The 13994-nt window shown below is 71.6% G+C and carries 11 protein-coding genes and 1 pseudogene; 6 read left to right on the top strand and 6 right to left on the bottom strand.

Translation table 11 applies throughout. The annotated features are described in order from the left end of the window. Positions 1-327 precede the first annotated feature (327 nt). Together IH00_RS0132595 and IH00_RS44490 are read right to left on the bottom strand one after the other, a co-directional pair. Positions 328-1554 (bottom strand): SUKH-4 family immunity protein, encoded by a 1227-nt coding sequence (locus IH00_RS0132595; RefSeq protein ID WP_031079688.1) that lies wholly within the window; start codon positions 1552-1554, stop codon positions 328-330. A gap of 393 nt (positions 1555-1947) precedes the next feature. After that, positions 1948-2228 (bottom strand): annotated as a pseudogene (locus IH00_RS44490) (HNH endonuclease); the annotation flags it as partial. A gap of 189 nt (positions 2229-2417) precedes the next feature. On the opposite strand from IH00_RS44490, the gene IH00_RS0132585 reads away from it, so the two are divergent. Next, positions 2418-2822, top strand: coding sequence for a hypothetical protein (locus IH00_RS0132585; protein ID WP_199819852.1), 405 nt, complete (start codon positions 2418-2420; stop codon positions 2820-2822). A gap of 839 nt (positions 2823-3661) precedes the next feature. Here the strand turns inward: IH00_RS0132585 and IH00_RS0132570 are convergent. The 3 genes from IH00_RS0132570 to IH00_RS0132560 all read right to left on the bottom strand — a co-directional run bounded on the left by IH00_RS0132570 (position 3662) and on the right by IH00_RS0132560 (position 6559). After that, positions 3662-4414 carry a prolipoprotein diacylglyceryl transferase gene (locus IH00_RS0132570; RefSeq protein WP_031079686.1) on the bottom strand — a complete coding sequence of 251 codons (753 nt, stop codon included), beginning with the start codon at positions 4412-4414 and terminating at the stop codon, positions 3662-3664. 378 nt (positions 4415-4792) lie between these two features. After that, positions 4793-5119: a TetR/AcrR family transcriptional regulator C-terminal ligand-binding domain-containing protein gene (locus tag IH00_RS38035; RefSeq protein ID WP_052411814.1), complete on the bottom strand. Its 327-nt coding sequence runs from the start codon at positions 5117-5119 to the stop codon at positions 4793-4795. Between the two features lie 186 nt (positions 5120-5305). Continuing rightward, the gene (locus IH00_RS0132560; protein WP_078888082.1) at positions 5306-6559 is read right to left on the bottom strand and encodes an MFS transporter; all 1254 of its coding nucleotides are present in this window, start codon (positions 6557-6559) and stop codon (positions 5306-5308) included. A 53-nt stretch (positions 6560-6612) separates the two neighbouring features. On the opposite strand from IH00_RS0132560, the gene IH00_RS0132555 reads away from it, so the two are divergent. The 5 genes from IH00_RS0132555 (at position 6613) to IH00_RS0132535 (ending at position 10786) form a co-directional block, all read left to right on the top strand. Then, complete coding sequence (locus IH00_RS0132555) at positions 6613-7395, top strand: phosphotransferase (protein WP_324615812.1); 783 nt, start codon at positions 6613-6615, stop codon at positions 7393-7395. Positions 7396-7517: 122 nt separating this feature from the next. Beyond that, on the top strand, positions 7518-8108 hold the full coding sequence (locus IH00_RS0132550) for a class I SAM-dependent methyltransferase (protein ID WP_031079683.1): 591 nt from the start codon (positions 7518-7520) through the stop codon (positions 8106-8108). Between the two features lie 711 nt (positions 8109-8819). Then, the gene (locus tag IH00_RS0132545; RefSeq protein WP_031079682.1) at positions 8820-9110 is read left to right on the top strand and encodes a hypothetical protein; all 291 of its coding nucleotides are present in this window, start codon (positions 8820-8822) and stop codon (positions 9108-9110) included. Between the two features lie 280 nt (positions 9111-9390). Continuing rightward, complete coding sequence (locus IH00_RS0132540; RefSeq protein WP_031079681.1) at positions 9391-9792, top strand: hypothetical protein; 402 nt, start codon at positions 9391-9393, stop codon at positions 9790-9792. A gap of 70 nt (positions 9793-9862) precedes the next feature. Further along, positions 9863-10786 carry an aegerolysin family protein gene (locus IH00_RS0132535; RefSeq protein ID WP_031079680.1) on the top strand — a complete coding sequence of 308 codons (924 nt, stop codon included), beginning with the start codon at positions 9863-9865 and terminating at the stop codon, positions 10784-10786. Between the two features lie 17 nt (positions 10787-10803). Here IH00_RS0132535 and IH00_RS0132530 read toward each other — a convergent pair whose 3' ends face one another. Further along, entirely contained in the window at positions 10804-13581 is a 2778-nt protein-coding gene (locus tag IH00_RS0132530; RefSeq protein ID WP_052411811.1) for a helix-turn-helix transcriptional regulator, read from the bottom strand. Between the last annotated feature and the right edge of the window lie 413 nt (positions 13582-13994).

Genomic DNA, 13994 nt, shown 5'->3' with positions numbered 1-13994 from the left:
GCAGAAATCACCGGCTAGCCCACTGAGGCGTGAGTGGGGCCGAAGCGAAGTACAAGGAGCTCGCACACCGAGCTGGCCCGGACAACTCCTCGTCACCCGCACCCCGGCGGGCACGGTCGAGGCGGTCTCCCGGGTCGGCCGCGCGGGTACCGGCCCTTGCTCGGCTGCCGGTGGCTCAGCGCGTTGGACCACCGCGCCCGCATCAAGGCCGACCCCGGCAGGGCGCGACCGGCCCGGCTCGCGCCGCCGCCGGACGACGCCTGCGGATTCTGGCACGCCGCCACGTAACCGCAAGCGCCTCAGGGGGCTCCGGACGGAGCTCGGCCGTCACAGCACGCCGCCCGCCTCGTCATGGAAGACCTCCGGCCAGTACCGGTAGTCGTCGGGGCCCTCGGCAGGGCGGCAGGCAATCGGGTCGACCGAGAACAGCACCTCGATCATGGTGTCGGCGAGCTGGTGGTAGAAGTCCTGGGTGAAGTCGTGCTCCTCGTCGAGAGCTTGCTCCCGCTGGTGCAGCCAGAGGGTGAAGGCGAGCGTGGAGAGGTCGGCATTGACCGGGACGACGTGGTCGGCGCCGAGCTCCGTGTAGAAGAGGGCACCGGTCCTGCCGTCGATGAGGACGCTGAAGTCGTGGACAAGCCCGCCGAGCACGACCAGGTGCTCCGCGTCGGGCGGCAACTGCTCGTCGCCGTGCCACAGGTGGGCGTGCCGGGGGTTGCTCTGCGACTCGGCCCAGTCCTGCGGGAGAGTGGGCAGCGGCTCCGGTTCGGGGCCGTAGAACATGAACCCGTCGGAGGGCAGGCCCACGGCGGTCAGGAACTGGCGCGTCGGCGCGTGGACGAGGGCCGACGGCAGCTGATCGTCCGTCAGCCGCATCATGTTCTCGGCGCCGAACTCCCCTTCCAGCAGGCCTTCCGGCAGTGCCAGGGCAAGCCCCCGCCCGGGCCCGGCGATCAGGCCGAGGGGACGGATCACCGCGGCGATCCGCCAGAACGCCGGTATCGGCTGTTCCCAGTCGGACCGCGGACCGGCCGGACCCCAGCCGTCCTCGCCCCACGCCTCCTCGGTGAACACCGCGGTCAGCGCCTGCTCGGCCGCCCGCACCGCCTCGGGCCCCGTCCGCCCGGCCAGGGCGGCGAACCTGCCGCGCAGGCCCCGGAAGTCGTCCACCGCATCCAGGAAGCGGAGCAGCGCTCCGACCGACGGTGCCAGCGGGAACAGCCCGGCTCCGTCCGGCGACTTCTCGTAGAGCCACATGCTGAACACCCGCCCGGTGGCACCGTCGAGGACGACCTCCTCGCCCTCCTCCCCGTCCACGATCAGATGGCCGATCAGCAGCAGTTCCGAGTGGTCCGGATCGAGCCGCGCCGGATCGCCGCCCCGCACGATCAGATGCTCACGGACCGACAGCAGCGACGGCTCGGTGAGCGGGCGGAAGCTGACCAGGCCCTGGCCGTCCAGCCGATTCCCCGGAGCCAGGGCGCGGCGGGTCGGCGCGTGGACGATCGACGGATGCGGCGCGTGCCTCGGCATGACGATGCTGGTCTCGGACATGGTCCCCCCGCGTGCTGAGTTCGAGCGACACCCCACCATAAGACGTCGTTTCCTTTGGCTGAGGTTCGCGCCGGTGACAGGCCAGGTCGGTGTCAGTGCGATGTGGGAGTCTCCGGGACATGAGTGACGACCTTGCTGTCCGGGAAGGCGAGAGGTCGGCGGATGACAAGACCGCCGGAGCGACAGACCAGGACATCCCCCAGTCGATCGAAGACGAGCCGGGAGGAGCTGGTCGACACTCTCGCCCGCGCCGGACGAAGCCGTCACAAGACTGCCGCCTGACGTGCCCTGGCGGTCGCACTCCACGACGGCAGGCCGAGGGGTGAGCCGACTGCTCCAGCCGGTGCGCATGAGGCTCCGCTCTGCGCACCGGCTGGGGCACCCCGACAAGGTTCAGGGGGCTGGCTCGTACGTGAAAGTGGTGGTCGCGCACTGGGTGGCGATCTGGAAGAGGGCCTCGTGTTCGGCCGGGTCGACGGCAAGGCCCCAGCGCAGCTTCGTCGCAGTCCACTCCGCGGCATACCGGCAGTGGGCGCTTCGCTCAGCGGCTTCCACTCACGCGGATCCTGGTCGGCCTTCTGGCGATTTTGCTGGGCGGTGACCGCCACCAGCGACGCATGAGTTCCGAGATCTTTGGCGTACGCCTCACGCCGCTGCGCGGACCACGCCGAGGCGCGGAGTGGCGGGGAGCTCATTCCAACTGTGCTGTATTCGAAGCTGTCGGTGGTGTCGGCCTGGCGCCAGGGCGAGCGCTATGGTGCTTGGCCGTGGACGCTACTGATCTTCACCACCGGCCCCGGACGCGGTCCGGGTGCATCCCGCCGGAGCTGGTCTCGCGGCTGCTCGAACGAGGCCATGCCGACGTGGTGGAGTTGCAGGCCGGACGCGGGGAGTGGTTCTGCGCGCTGGCGTGGGCTCGGGTGCTGGGTGATCAGGGCCGAGAGGCCGACGCGTTGGAGGCGCTCGCCCCGTACGTGTCAACGGGCTGGTGGACGGCTGTCGTTGCCGTGGCCGAGTTGCTGGAGGGCTGGGGCCGCATCGATGAGGCCATCGAAATCACCCGGATCCGCATGGAAGCCGGGCACCCGATGGCTTTGGAGGCCTACACGAGGCTGCTCGCCCGGCACGGCCGCGCCGAGGAGGCGTTCAACATGCTCGTGCCGCACGTCGACGACTGGATGCTCGCCACCGCCCTGGTCGACGTCGCCTCCGTTGCCGGCCGCGACGAGGAGGCGTCGCGCAGCTCAAGACCGCCCTGGAGTCCGTGATCTTGAGCCCCAGCGCAGTTCGCGAGATGGTTGCCCGTGCAGAGACGACAGGCTTCGAGTCCGACGACTGATGCTGTGACCAGCAGGTCTTCTGGAGTCAGGCCGCAAGCCGAAGAGGCCTGCCGTCCCAGCCCCCGATCAGCCGGTCGCCGTCCTGAACTTCGCTTCCGCACCGGACAACGCCTCCTCGCCATGTCGGCGGCTCGGGCTGCGCTGGGTCGTCTTCCCTGCCGACGCGGTCACCAGCCCGTGTCCGACGACTCTCGGACGAGATGCGCGTGGCCCCAGTAGGCGCCGTGTGGGTCGTCCTCCAGGACAGCGTCGCCAGGCTCTGTAGGGGCGAGATGCAGAGCCTGAGGCCCGGGACCACGGCTGACGCGAGGGCGGAGTGGAAGACTTAATCACAGCGAAGGGCCTGTTCAGCGCTGTTCTCGGTCCGTGCGGGTACACCTCATGCGGTTGGGTCAGATGGCGGGGCCGTGAGCCGGGTGTTCAAGCAGTGTCGATGCTCGCGACGAACACCACCAGCGTGAACTGCCGGGCCGCTTCAAGGCACGCTCTGCCGCGCGCATCGGTCGCGCTCCTCGGCGGCCTGCTGCAGCAGACACCCGGCGACGATCGCAGTGTCGACGGCATCGTCCAGGATTTCCGCCACGGGTGTGCGCCAACCTCATGTGGACGGGCTACACGCTCTTCCACGACCACCATCTCAACGACGACGACCTGCGCGCCCCGATCACGGAGCAGCTCGACGACATCGAGAAGGCGCCCGTCGAGAAGCGCGTGCGCATCGCGCCCCCAAGCGCGCCGTCTCCCGTCGTTTACCGTCCGTCCTCTTCTCACATGGTGGTGTCCAGCCGCGGCTTGCGCTTCACGTCGGTGAGTTTCACGTCCTCCGTCTCCGGAGCCCCGAACACCTCCACGATCACCCCGCTGCCGGTACCGGTGACCTCCAGGGCGGCGTGACCGCCCATGAAGCGCAGATCGACCCGAGCCCGGGGCTGGCCCCCGTGGTCCGGCATCCGGTGCACCCGCGCCGCCGGGTAGTCGAGGGCCGTCAGCTTCGTACGCATCGCGTCGTAGCCGTTCGCCTTCTTGTTCTTGAACGCCTCGACGACGCGGTCCGCGTGCCAATCGCCGTAGCACTTCTCGTTGCTGGGCAGCGGGACCTCGACCGGCTGCTTGGGCTTGGCGGAGCCATTGGCGGGGTTCGGCGGCTCGGGAGTGTCCGAGGGAAGGGGAACGGGGGCCTCCTCCGCGTCGCCCGGAACGGCCGGCGGGGTCTCACCCGGCCCGTATATCCGGGTGGGCTCCTCCTCGATCACCAGCCCCTCGGGCACGGCCGCGCCCTCGCCGCCCTTGTCGTCGGGGGCGTCCGGGGAGCAGGAGTCGATCGCCTGGCCCACCAACTCGATGAACCGCACCTCCTGGTCTTCCGCGCTCGGCGGAGCCTTCGGGGAGGTGGTCGCCTTCACGGGGCTGCCCGCGGAGGCCGCGTGATCGGTGGCGGCCTTCTGAGTGCCGCAGGCGGAGAGGACAAGGCAGCCGAGAGCGGCCACCAGCACGGACTTCGGGAAAGATCTCGATCGCATGCACGCATCATGCTGACGCCAGCCATCCCGGGGCATGAGTATGCGTACTCACACCGGCATGAACTGCCAACCGTGCAACTCAGGCGGTCCTTTGGCTCCGTCATACGATGTGCCGGTAGGCGTTGACCTTGGCATGCGGGGGCAGGGGTTCCCTGCGCGCGGGCTCGTCGGCGACGCGTAAGGTCGCCGCGCTCATCGCCGCGGGCTTGTCGCCGTACCGCTCGCGGACCTGCGCCTGATCCTCGTATGAAGCACTCCGAGGCCGCAGGCGGCCCCCGGCCGCGGCGAGGCGCGAGGCCGTCCAGCGTCCATTCGACTGACCCCGTTACGCGGAAGCCCCTGTGCTTTGGTACATGCGGCGCTGCGGCGGGCGCTGCCCTACTGGGTGGGCGGGGTGTCATCGGCTGTGGTCGTGGTGAGCCAGTGGGTGACGACGGTGTCGGTGCAGGTATCGGTGAGGGGCTCGCGGTCGAGGAAGTGGCGGAACATCAACGGTCCGATGAGCAGGTGAACTCGTCGGCCGTCATCCGGATGCCCGGGGACCAGGAGTTCGTCGAGGGCCTGGTGGCGGTCCTGGATCATGCTGGCCAGCGCCTGACCGGCATCGGCGTCGCGGTCCGCCTGGGCGGCCAGGGCCATCAGTGCGCTTCCGGTGGCCGTGTCGGCCAGGCCCTGCCTCAGGCTGTGCGGGTAGGCGGTGAGCACTTTCCGCTGGTCGGTCCGGGCTTCGGATAGCTGTCCGCGTCGCCTTCATGTCGGCGAGGATGCCTGTGCCGGTTCCGGCGTCGAGGCCACGATCACTTTCTTTGATCCTCTCCGCCATGGCGTTGTGGAACGCGGTCAGGCGCGTGGTGTCGGCGAGCATGCGTGCGTGGTGGTGCGCCTCGAACATCAGACCTTCACCTCGGTCGTCTGCTGGGTGGAAAGCGTCGCTTCGATGCGGTCGTTGCTGAGCCAGCGGAAAAGGATCGGCCCGAGAGCGACGACGACGGCGCCGACGATGATGAAGGGCCAGGACAACCCGAGTGCGCGCGCCAGGACTCCGCCCAGGACCGCACCCAGGGCGGAGGCCCCTGTCGACAGCGTGCGGAAGACGGCGGTGACACGACCGAGCATGTGGTCGGGGATGAGCCGGGCCCGCAGGCTCACGCCGATGACCGATTGCGTCAACACGACGAATCCGTCCACCGCCATCAGGGCGCTGAGGACGATGACGTGGTCGGCCAGTCCGATGGCAGCGATCGCCAGGCCGGATACGACGGTGGTCCACAGCAGGGTCGTACCGGGGCGCGTGAGTCTGCCGATTCGATCGCCGTACGTGCCGCCGAGGAAGGCTCCGACGGTACCGCCGGCGAGGACAAGACCGAAGGTGGCGGGGCTCGCGTCGAGACGTTCGACGACGGTCAGCGCGACGAGGCCGTAGGCGGCCGAGCTTGCCAGATTGCCGACACCGAACAGGACACACAGGGAAATGAGAAGGGGTGAGCCGGTGAAGCCACGAACTCCCGCTTCGAGATCTTTCACGAAGGTGGTCGGGGCCCTGCCGGGCGTTCGCTTGCTGTGCGTGAGGGGGAGCACGGTCAACAGCAGTGCGGCCACGGCGTAGCCGGCTGCGCCCAGGGCGAAGGGGGCGGCGACCGCGAGGGCGAAGAGGCTGCCGCCCAGAGGGGGGCCGAAGAAGCTGTTGGCGACGGTTTGGGTGGCGTGGAGCCTGCCGTTGGCCCGTTCGAGCTGGTGGTCCTCGACGAGGGTGGGCACGAGTGCCGAGGAGGTGTTGTCATAGAGGGTTTCGGCCAGGCCGAACAGGAACGACAAGGCGTACAGCATGAGGATGTGCACATGCCCTGTGGCCAGGGCCAAGGCCAGCAGGCCGACGCCCAGGGCCCGGGTGGCGCTCGCTATGCGGAGCAGAACCATGCGGTCGACGCGGTCCGCCAGCGTCCCCAGCGGTACGGAGAACAGCAGCCACGGAAGGTACTGCATGGCGGTGACCGTGGTGATGGCCAGGGGATCGCGGGTGAGGATTAGCGCGACCAGTGGTGTGGCGGACAGCAGCATTCCGTCGGCGAGGTTCGACGCGGCCGTGGATGCCCAGAATCGTCGGAACCCGCGCCAGGCTGCTTGGTCGTGCGTCGAGTCTGACATCGTCTTTCTCCTATGACGAGCTTGCGGTGCCGTGACGCTACAGGCGTCCCTTCGTGACCGCGGAACGCGCCGGGTGCGCTGTGGGCCGAAGGTTTTCGTTGCGGCACGACCGTTCTGAGAAGTTGTTCACCCGCGAGGCGAGGGCATACGGCGGCGTCGACCTCACGCTCGGCCACAGCCGGGCGCCTCACCTCATCGTCAGGGGGGCGGGCTACCTCGCCCTGCTGCTCACCGCGGTACCCGGCAGCCCGGCGGTCCGGGCCGTCATGGGCCCCGCCGAGTGGCGCGCCGTGCACCGGCAGGCCGGTTCGCTGTGCGCGCGGCTGCACGAGGCCGGTGCACTCGACCACGCCGACCGGGCCGAGGCCGAAGCAGCTCTGGACGCCGCCGCCGACGGAGCGGAGAAGTACCTGGACCGCACCGCTGACCGGCCCACCGAGAACGAGCAGCAGGTGTTCCGCGGCTACGCCGCTCAGCTCCGCCGCATCGGCCCCCTGCCCGTCGGATACATCCACGGCGACAGCCAGCCACGGAACTGGCTGATCTTTCCGGCGGGGCTCGCGCTCGTCGACTTCGAACGCACCCGGCCCGCCGCCCGCATACCGGACCTCGTCATCCTCGCCGTGACCGAGTGGCTCGACCACCTCGGCCGCGAGAAGGCGTTCTTCCAGGTGTACGGGCGAGCGCTCACTGGCGCCGAGTGGCACGGCCTGCGCTGCCTGACCGCGCTGGACGCGGTCAACTGTCCTGGCCGGGGCCCGGACAACGACGATGCCGAGGTCACCGCTCGGGGCCGGCGGACCCTGGACCGGCTCATGAGGCAGAACAGGCCGTGAATCGCACCACCGCAGCATCTCGTACGGGAGGGACCTGCCGCTGGCCTCCACCGTCCCAACCCTGCGGACGTATCCGCTCGGTCCGGCCCCGCGGCCGGGCCGCCAGCCTGTGAAGGAGCTTCATGACCACAATCGAGTCCAACGCGAGCACGGCCGACTGGGAGCTGCTATGGGCCCAGGGGCGCCGATACCGGCGGCTCGATGATGCCGAGAGACGGCTCATGGACGAGTACCTCGGTCCAGGGCGCGGTCGCCCGGCCCTCGACATCGGCACCGGCGAAGGCGCCGTGGCCCGGCACCTTCAGCACGAACTCGGTTACCGTGCCACGGGGGTGGACTGCTCGCCCAGCGCCGTCGCGCTCGCCGCCTCCCAGGGCACCGGGCCCGGCGCCGGGCCGGCATGGCAGTGCCTGGACATCACCGCCGACGATCTCGCCGCCCTGCCGGAGCCGGCGTACGCGGTCATCACCTGCCGCCTGGTCTACCGGTGGATGGACGACAAGTCGGCGTTCCTCAACCGTGTCCGCCACCTTCTGGCCCCGGGCGGCACCTTCTGGGTCGTCACCGAGGTCGAAGGCCGCCGCACGACCACCGACCTAGCTCTCCTGAGGCTCGGGGTCACCCCCGTGGAAGCCGCGATCCTCACGGCGGGCTGGTCCGTCGTACGCACCGCCGACCTCGACGTCCTGCGCTGCTACGCGCTGCGCCCGTGACCCCGTCTACTGCCGGAGCACCCATGTCAGACATCGAGACAGAGAACCGGGACACCTGGACCGTGTACGGCACGCACCAGTTCACCAGGGGCGTCGAGTTGCCCGAGCTGGAAATGTGGGTCTGGGACATCCCAGGAGCCGGTCCCGGCGTCGAGCTTCTCGGCGGCGTGACGGGGCTCCGTGTGCTCGACTTGGGCAGCGGACCGGGGCGGCACGCCGCATTCAGGTCGCCCTGGGCGCGAGGGGCACCACGGTGGACTCCTCACCCACCCAGCAGCAGCGCGCCGTTGCCCGCTACGCCGACATCCCAGGTCTCCGCCTGGTGTGCGCCGACGCCGTGGGTCACCTGCGGTACGTCAAGCCGTATTCTCACGGCTCACCCCGCTACGGCAGATCAGCGCGGATGGCCAGGGACGCAGCCCCGGGCGGCAGCGGGCGCAGGCCCGAGGTCAGGGCGGCACAGCAGCAGCACGGCGCAACGCGGCGGAGGGACGGCAACGCCCGACGGCGGACGGCGGCCGGGAGGCGGCGGGGCGACACCCCGGCAGACGGACTCCTGCTCTCCGCTCTGCCTGGAAGGCTTTCCGAACTACTTCTTGGGGTCGAAGCAGACGGGGACCCACTCTCCTCGCGCTCGTGGTGAGTGTGCACGGAGACCAGTTCATGATGTACCCGATCCTTCCGGTCACTGAGACGAGAGAGGAACCCTGCATGGGTCTGGGAATGCGGCGGCTGAACCGCGCGCAGGACGTCATCGAGCAGTTCGACGACGACGCGGAGGACACCTTCCTCGCGCTGTGCGGCCGAGCGCCGGACACCAGCCTGCGGCGGGGCATCTCGCCCTACGACCTGACCATGTTCAACACCCCTCAACTGGAGCGCCTCGTCGTCGAGCTCGAAGAGCTGCCGGAGGACGTGAAGAGCCCTGTGGTGAGACGGGTCATCGAGGAGGCCCGCGAGGCGATTCGTCGCTCGGGCTACCTGTTGTTCATCGGGGACTGAGTAGCTGCGCGCGGGGGGTCCGGCAGCTCTCGCTGCCGGACCCTCCTACTTGAGAGGGAGTGAACCTGGCAGCAGCCCCTTCGCCGATTGGCGAGATCCGCCCGGAAGCGGCTGCTCGACGAGCGGCGCGGTCGGCGGTCGGCGGTGCACACGGTCGGGCACGTCGCCATCCGTCGCGTGAGTTCGTGGATTTCCACGATGCCCGGACCCTGCCCCGCACGACAGTCTGATGCCCGGGCAGTCGCCCCGCACCGTCCTCCTCCAACACCGGGAGTTCCCCATGCGTGTCACCACGACCGTGCTCGCGGCCGTCCTCACCGTGGCCGTGGCCGGCGGATCCGCCGTCGCCCACGCCACCGCGGCGGACGCCGAACAGGCCGGCGCCACCGGAGCGCACATCACCGCACCCAGGCCCGCCGCCACGGTCGTCGCGCACCCCGCCTCCACCGCGGCCGCCGAGACACGCGCCGGGGACGCCGTGGACACCGTCCGCTCAGCCACCGCTCACCGGGCCGAGGCCGGCGCGCAGACCCTGCGGCGGGAAGGCCCCTACCCCAACCCGGAGATCGCCACGGGGGCCGCCCAACTCACCATCGCGCTCGGCCTGGCGACCGGCTACTACCTGGTCCAGGTGTGGGACACGGTGCGGCAGACCACCAACTGGTGGATCAACTACACCTGAGCCACCCGGGCCGCCCGTACCCGCGGGTCGGCTGACGGACCTCCGATCCTCCTCCGTGTGAAAGGCAACCGTGAACACCAACACCACGTCCCAGGCCTCCCGGCCCCCGCGCACCCCTCGCACCGCCGCCAAGGTGCTGCTCGGCGCCGTGCTCGTCCTCGGCGGCACCGGGGTCCTCACGTCCCCGGCCGCGGCCTCGCCGGCCCGTGGCGACGCGCCGGACGGCCGGCCGGCGGCCGTGGCCCTCCCGCCGGCCGCCCAGGCCGCCCGCAGCACCAAGGTGGAATTCGACAACAGGACCGCGAGCGGCATGCAACGCATCCAGTCCGAACTCCAGCACGGATGCTGGACGACCCTGGTGCCCGAGTACATCTCCGGCCACCAGCTCCGCTCCTGGGAGAGCGAGTCCTGCGGCATGATGACGGGAACGGAAGGGCGCGCCTCGTTCTCCGTGCCCGGCGGCGAGGTCGCCATCCACTGGAACAACCCCTATGTGGGCAGTAACACCTACCACTGCACGGCACCGTCCGGATACCGCTGCGTCAAGGATTCGTCCACCGGCGGCGGCAACAACGCGACGGTCCGCTTCCAGCTGTCCGGGGCCCCGGCCCTGGTGGCCAAGTCCGGCACGGCCAAGCCACCGGCGGCCCAGGCCGCACGCAGCACGCACGTCACGTTCAACAACCACACCGACCGTCTGATGGCGCGTACCGACGCGCGCCTGTCCTGGGGGGTGTGGACGGCCAACCAGTACCCGCCGGAGGCCATCCCGCCGGGCAACACCCGCTCGTGGCAGAGCGAGTCCGAAGGGTTCGCGACCGGCACCGAGGGCGAGGCGACGTACGTGCTCCAGGGCGTGGGCAACGTGAAGGTCAGGTGGAACAACCCGTACGTGGGCAGCAACAGCTACGAGTGCTCGGCGCCCGCCGGTTACCAGTGCCGGCGGTCCGGCGGTGGGGGCGACAACGCCAGCCCGGTGTTCACCCTGTCCTGAGCGTACGGGGCGCCGCGCTACGGCCGGCCCGGCGCCCCGGCGGGCGTGGTGACGGCCATCGTCGTGGCCGCGGGGGCGGTCCCGTCCGTGTCCCGGGCCAGTACCGCCGCCAGTTGGGTGCGCCGGGTGACCTGGAGCTTCCGGTACGCGCTGGTGAGGTGGCTCTCGACGGTGCGCCGGGTGAGGTGCAGCGCGGCACTGATCTGGGCGTTGCTGTGCCCCCCGGCCGCCAGCCCGATGATCCGCCGCTCGGCGGCGGTCAGCGCCGCGCAGCCGGTGCCGGCCTGCGTCCGGCCGCGTACCCGCCCCTCGCGCAGCGCCTCCTCCGTCATCCCGAGGAGGCGACCGGAGAGGGACGGGGCGCCGTCCCCGGCGTCGGGAGCGGCCACGGCGAGCCGCTGCGCCACGGTGTGCGCCTCACGGAGGCGGTCGCGGCCCTTGCGGCCGTTGCCGGCCTCGATGTGCGCCCGGCCCAGGTCGACCAGCGCCTCGGTCAGTTCGACGGGTGCGGGGCTCGGCCGGAGCAACTCGACCGCCTCGGTCAGCGATTCCAGGGCCAGGCGACCGCCCACCGCCGCCGCGTGCGCCCGCAGCGCCCGGCCGATCGTACGGGCGGTTCCCCAGGTCCGGGCGTGGCGCAGCTCCTCCTCGGCGAGCTCCCGGGCCTCCGCGGGCCGTCCGAGCCGCACGAGGGCCAGCGCCGCGCCCGAACGCCACGGCGTGGCGACGGGGCTGACGAAGTCACGGGCGTCCTGGCCGTCTCCGCAGGCCAGGTGCTCGTCGAGAGCGGCCTGCCAGTCGCCGTCGGCCGCGTGCAGCAGCGCCCGTGCGTAACTCAGCTCGTTCCACTCCCAGGAGCTGTCGGCGCCGGACGGACCGGGGGCGGCCAGCACCTCCCACGCCGCGGTGCGTTGGCCGGCCTCCGAGCGGGCGGTCGCCACCATCGCCACCAGGTGCGGCAGGCGAACGCCGTGACCGGCGGACGCCTCCACCAGCGGGGTGTTCTCGGCGAGGACACGGGTGAAGTCCCCGGCCCACAGGGTGGCTTCGGCCCGGACGCTGTGCAGGCACTGGAGGCCGGCGTCGGTCAGGTCGGGGGGCGTGGGCGGGGCGGGCAGGCAGCTGTCGGCGAGCCGGCGAGCCTCCGGCAGGCAGTCCGCCCACTGGAGGAGGGTGGCCGCGCTGCCCAGCCAGGCGGTTCGCAGGCGCGGGTGCACCGGTGCCGTGAGGCGCGGCCGGATCCGCCGGAGCGCCTCCGCCGCCGAGCAAAGCCCTGCGCCGGCTTCGTACTCGGTGATCAGGCCGCAGACCAGGGGCTCGATGGTGGCCGGTGCCGTCGGTGCGAGCACGCGCAGGCCCGCGACGGCGCTGCGCCACGCCACGGCGTCATGGGAGGAGATGAGTGCCGCGAGCGTCTGGAGCACCTGGACCAGTTCGTCGTCGTCCGCGCCTCGGCCTGCCTGGTGCAGGACGCGCAGCGCGATGTCGGTGCGCCGGCCGGCGACGAGAGCCGCGCTCAGGGCGTGTGCCGCGGCTGCCCGTTCCCGGACGTCGGTGTGGAGTTCCAGGCCGGTGCTGAGCCGGCGGATGCCGGCGGTGGCGCTGTGCGGGAGTTCCAGGGCGCCCAGGCGGAGGCTGAGCGTGGCACGCCGGTCGGCATCGAGCGGGCCGCTCAGCGCGTGGCGCAGGTACGCGGTGGCCTCGGCGACCCGGCCGGCGCTCGCGGCCTCTTCCGCGGCCTCGGCCAGGGCGCGGGCCATCCATCCGCCGGTGGGGCGGTCGAGGTGCAGGAGCCGGTCGGCGACGGCCGTGGCGGGCGCTCCGCTCTGGTCGAGCAGTTCGGCCAGGCATGCGTGGAGCGCGGCGGTCTCGTCCGGTTCGGCGGCGGCGAGGACGGCTTCGCGGGCGAGGGGGTGGCGCATCAGTCCGCCGAGTCGGCGTACCGAGCGCGCGCTGGGCGGGTGCGGGTGCGGGCTGAGGTCGGCCGTCCGGTCGAGGAGGCCGGGCGCGGCGGGCGTGTCGCCCTCGGCCGCGACGGCGAGTGCGACGCAGACGTGGCGTGAGCGCGGATCGGCCCGGTGCCGGAGCCAGTCGGTGATGGTGTCGCGGTAGCGGCTGCGTGCCGGGGCGGACGGTGAGCGGGGCAGAGGTCCCTCGCCGAGGTCGGCGACGAGCGCTTGGACGAGGGCCGGGTTGCCCGCGCCCGCCTCGACGCAGGTGGCGGTCTGCTCCTCGTCCAGGCCGGCGACCCGGGCGAGGCGGGTGACGGCGGACGCGCTGAGCGAGCGCAAGGCGACGGACATGCCGTGGTCCGGTGCCGGCGGGGTCGGATCGGACTGGTCGAGGCACTCGGTGAGCACCAGCAGGACGGGGAGTTCGGCGATGCGCCGGGCGAGGTATCCGATCCAGCGCCGGGACTGCTCGTCGGCGTGGTGCAGGTCGTCCACGGCGAGCAGTACCGGGCGTTCGGCGGCGGAGCGGGCGAGCCGGGTCACCAACCGGTGGGACACCCGTTGTTCGTCCGGCCCGGCCGGCGCCGAGAACGGGACGTCGTCGTCCTCGGGGAAGACCTGCCGGACGAGCCCGAAGGGGAACTCCCGCTCCTCCGGTGCGCAGCGCGCGTGCACCGCCCGCATGGCGCCGCCGGCGGTCTCCCGCCGTACGATCGCGTCGAGCGCCGCGGTCCGGCCCAGGCCGGCCGCGGCCGCCAGCAGCATCCATCGTCCGTTGCCGGCCCGTGCGGCCCCGGCGGCCGCCGCGGCCGCGCTCCACACGTCGTCGCGCTCGAGCAGCACGTGTTCCGTCCCCCTTCGTTCCGGTGCCGGTGCCGGGAGCACGCGGGCACCGCCCGTCCACTGGTCGGGTGGACGGGCTCCCGTAACGAATCATGGAGGATGAGCGGCGCTCGGAAAGGAGGGGCGTCGGCCACGTTCGCCCAGGCAGCGCGCTGTTCCGGCCAGGCGGTGCCGGGGCGTGGCGGGCGTCCCCGTGTCCGTGGACGGACGCGGGACACCGGGGACGTCCGGTCAACGGTGAGCGGGTCCACGAGCACAGCCGTGTGGTAGGCGTGGGCGGTGGCCCCCTGGCCGAGGCCGCCGAGGCTGGGGCACCTCTCGCCCTCCTCCTGGTCGCCGTCGTCCTCGCGGTCGCCGGATGAGCAGCTGGCCGTACGCGCTCGCCCAGATCCTCACCGCGGCCGCCGCGTCAC

The sequence above is a fragment of the Streptomyces sp. NRRL S-118 genome (assembly GCF_000716335.1).
Taxonomy (GTDB): Bacteria; Actinomycetota; Actinomycetes; order Streptomycetales; family Streptomycetaceae; genus Streptomyces.
The sequence above is the reverse complement of the archived record's forward strand: the minus strand, read 5'-3'. Positions and strand labels throughout refer to the sequence as shown.

What these genes read in the sequence shown, in the direction of transcription:
- IH00_RS0132550 (WP_031079683.1), top strand. Translation starts at nt 7,518, where the DNA reads ATGACCACAATCGAGTCCAACGCGAGCACGGCCGACTGGGAGCTGCTA.
- IH00_RS0132570 (WP_031079686.1), bottom strand. Translation starts at nt 4,414, where the DNA reads ATGCGATCGAGATCTTTCCCGAAGTCCGTGCTGGTGGCCGCTCTCGGC.
- IH00_RS0132545 (WP_031079682.1), top strand. Translation starts at nt 8,820, where the DNA reads ATGGGTCTGGGAATGCGGCGGCTGAACCGCGCGCAGGACGTCATCGAG.
- IH00_RS0132540 (WP_031079681.1), top strand. Translation starts at nt 9,391, where the DNA reads ATGCGTGTCACCACGACCGTGCTCGCGGCCGTCCTCACCGTGGCCGTG.
- IH00_RS0132560 (WP_078888082.1), bottom strand. Translation starts at nt 6,559, where the DNA reads ATGTCAGACTCGACGCACGACCAAGCAGCCTGGCGCGGGTTCCGACGA.
- IH00_RS0132595 (WP_031079688.1), bottom strand. Translation starts at nt 1,554, where the DNA reads ATGTCCGAGACCAGCATCGTCATGCCGAGGCACGCGCCGCATCCGTCG.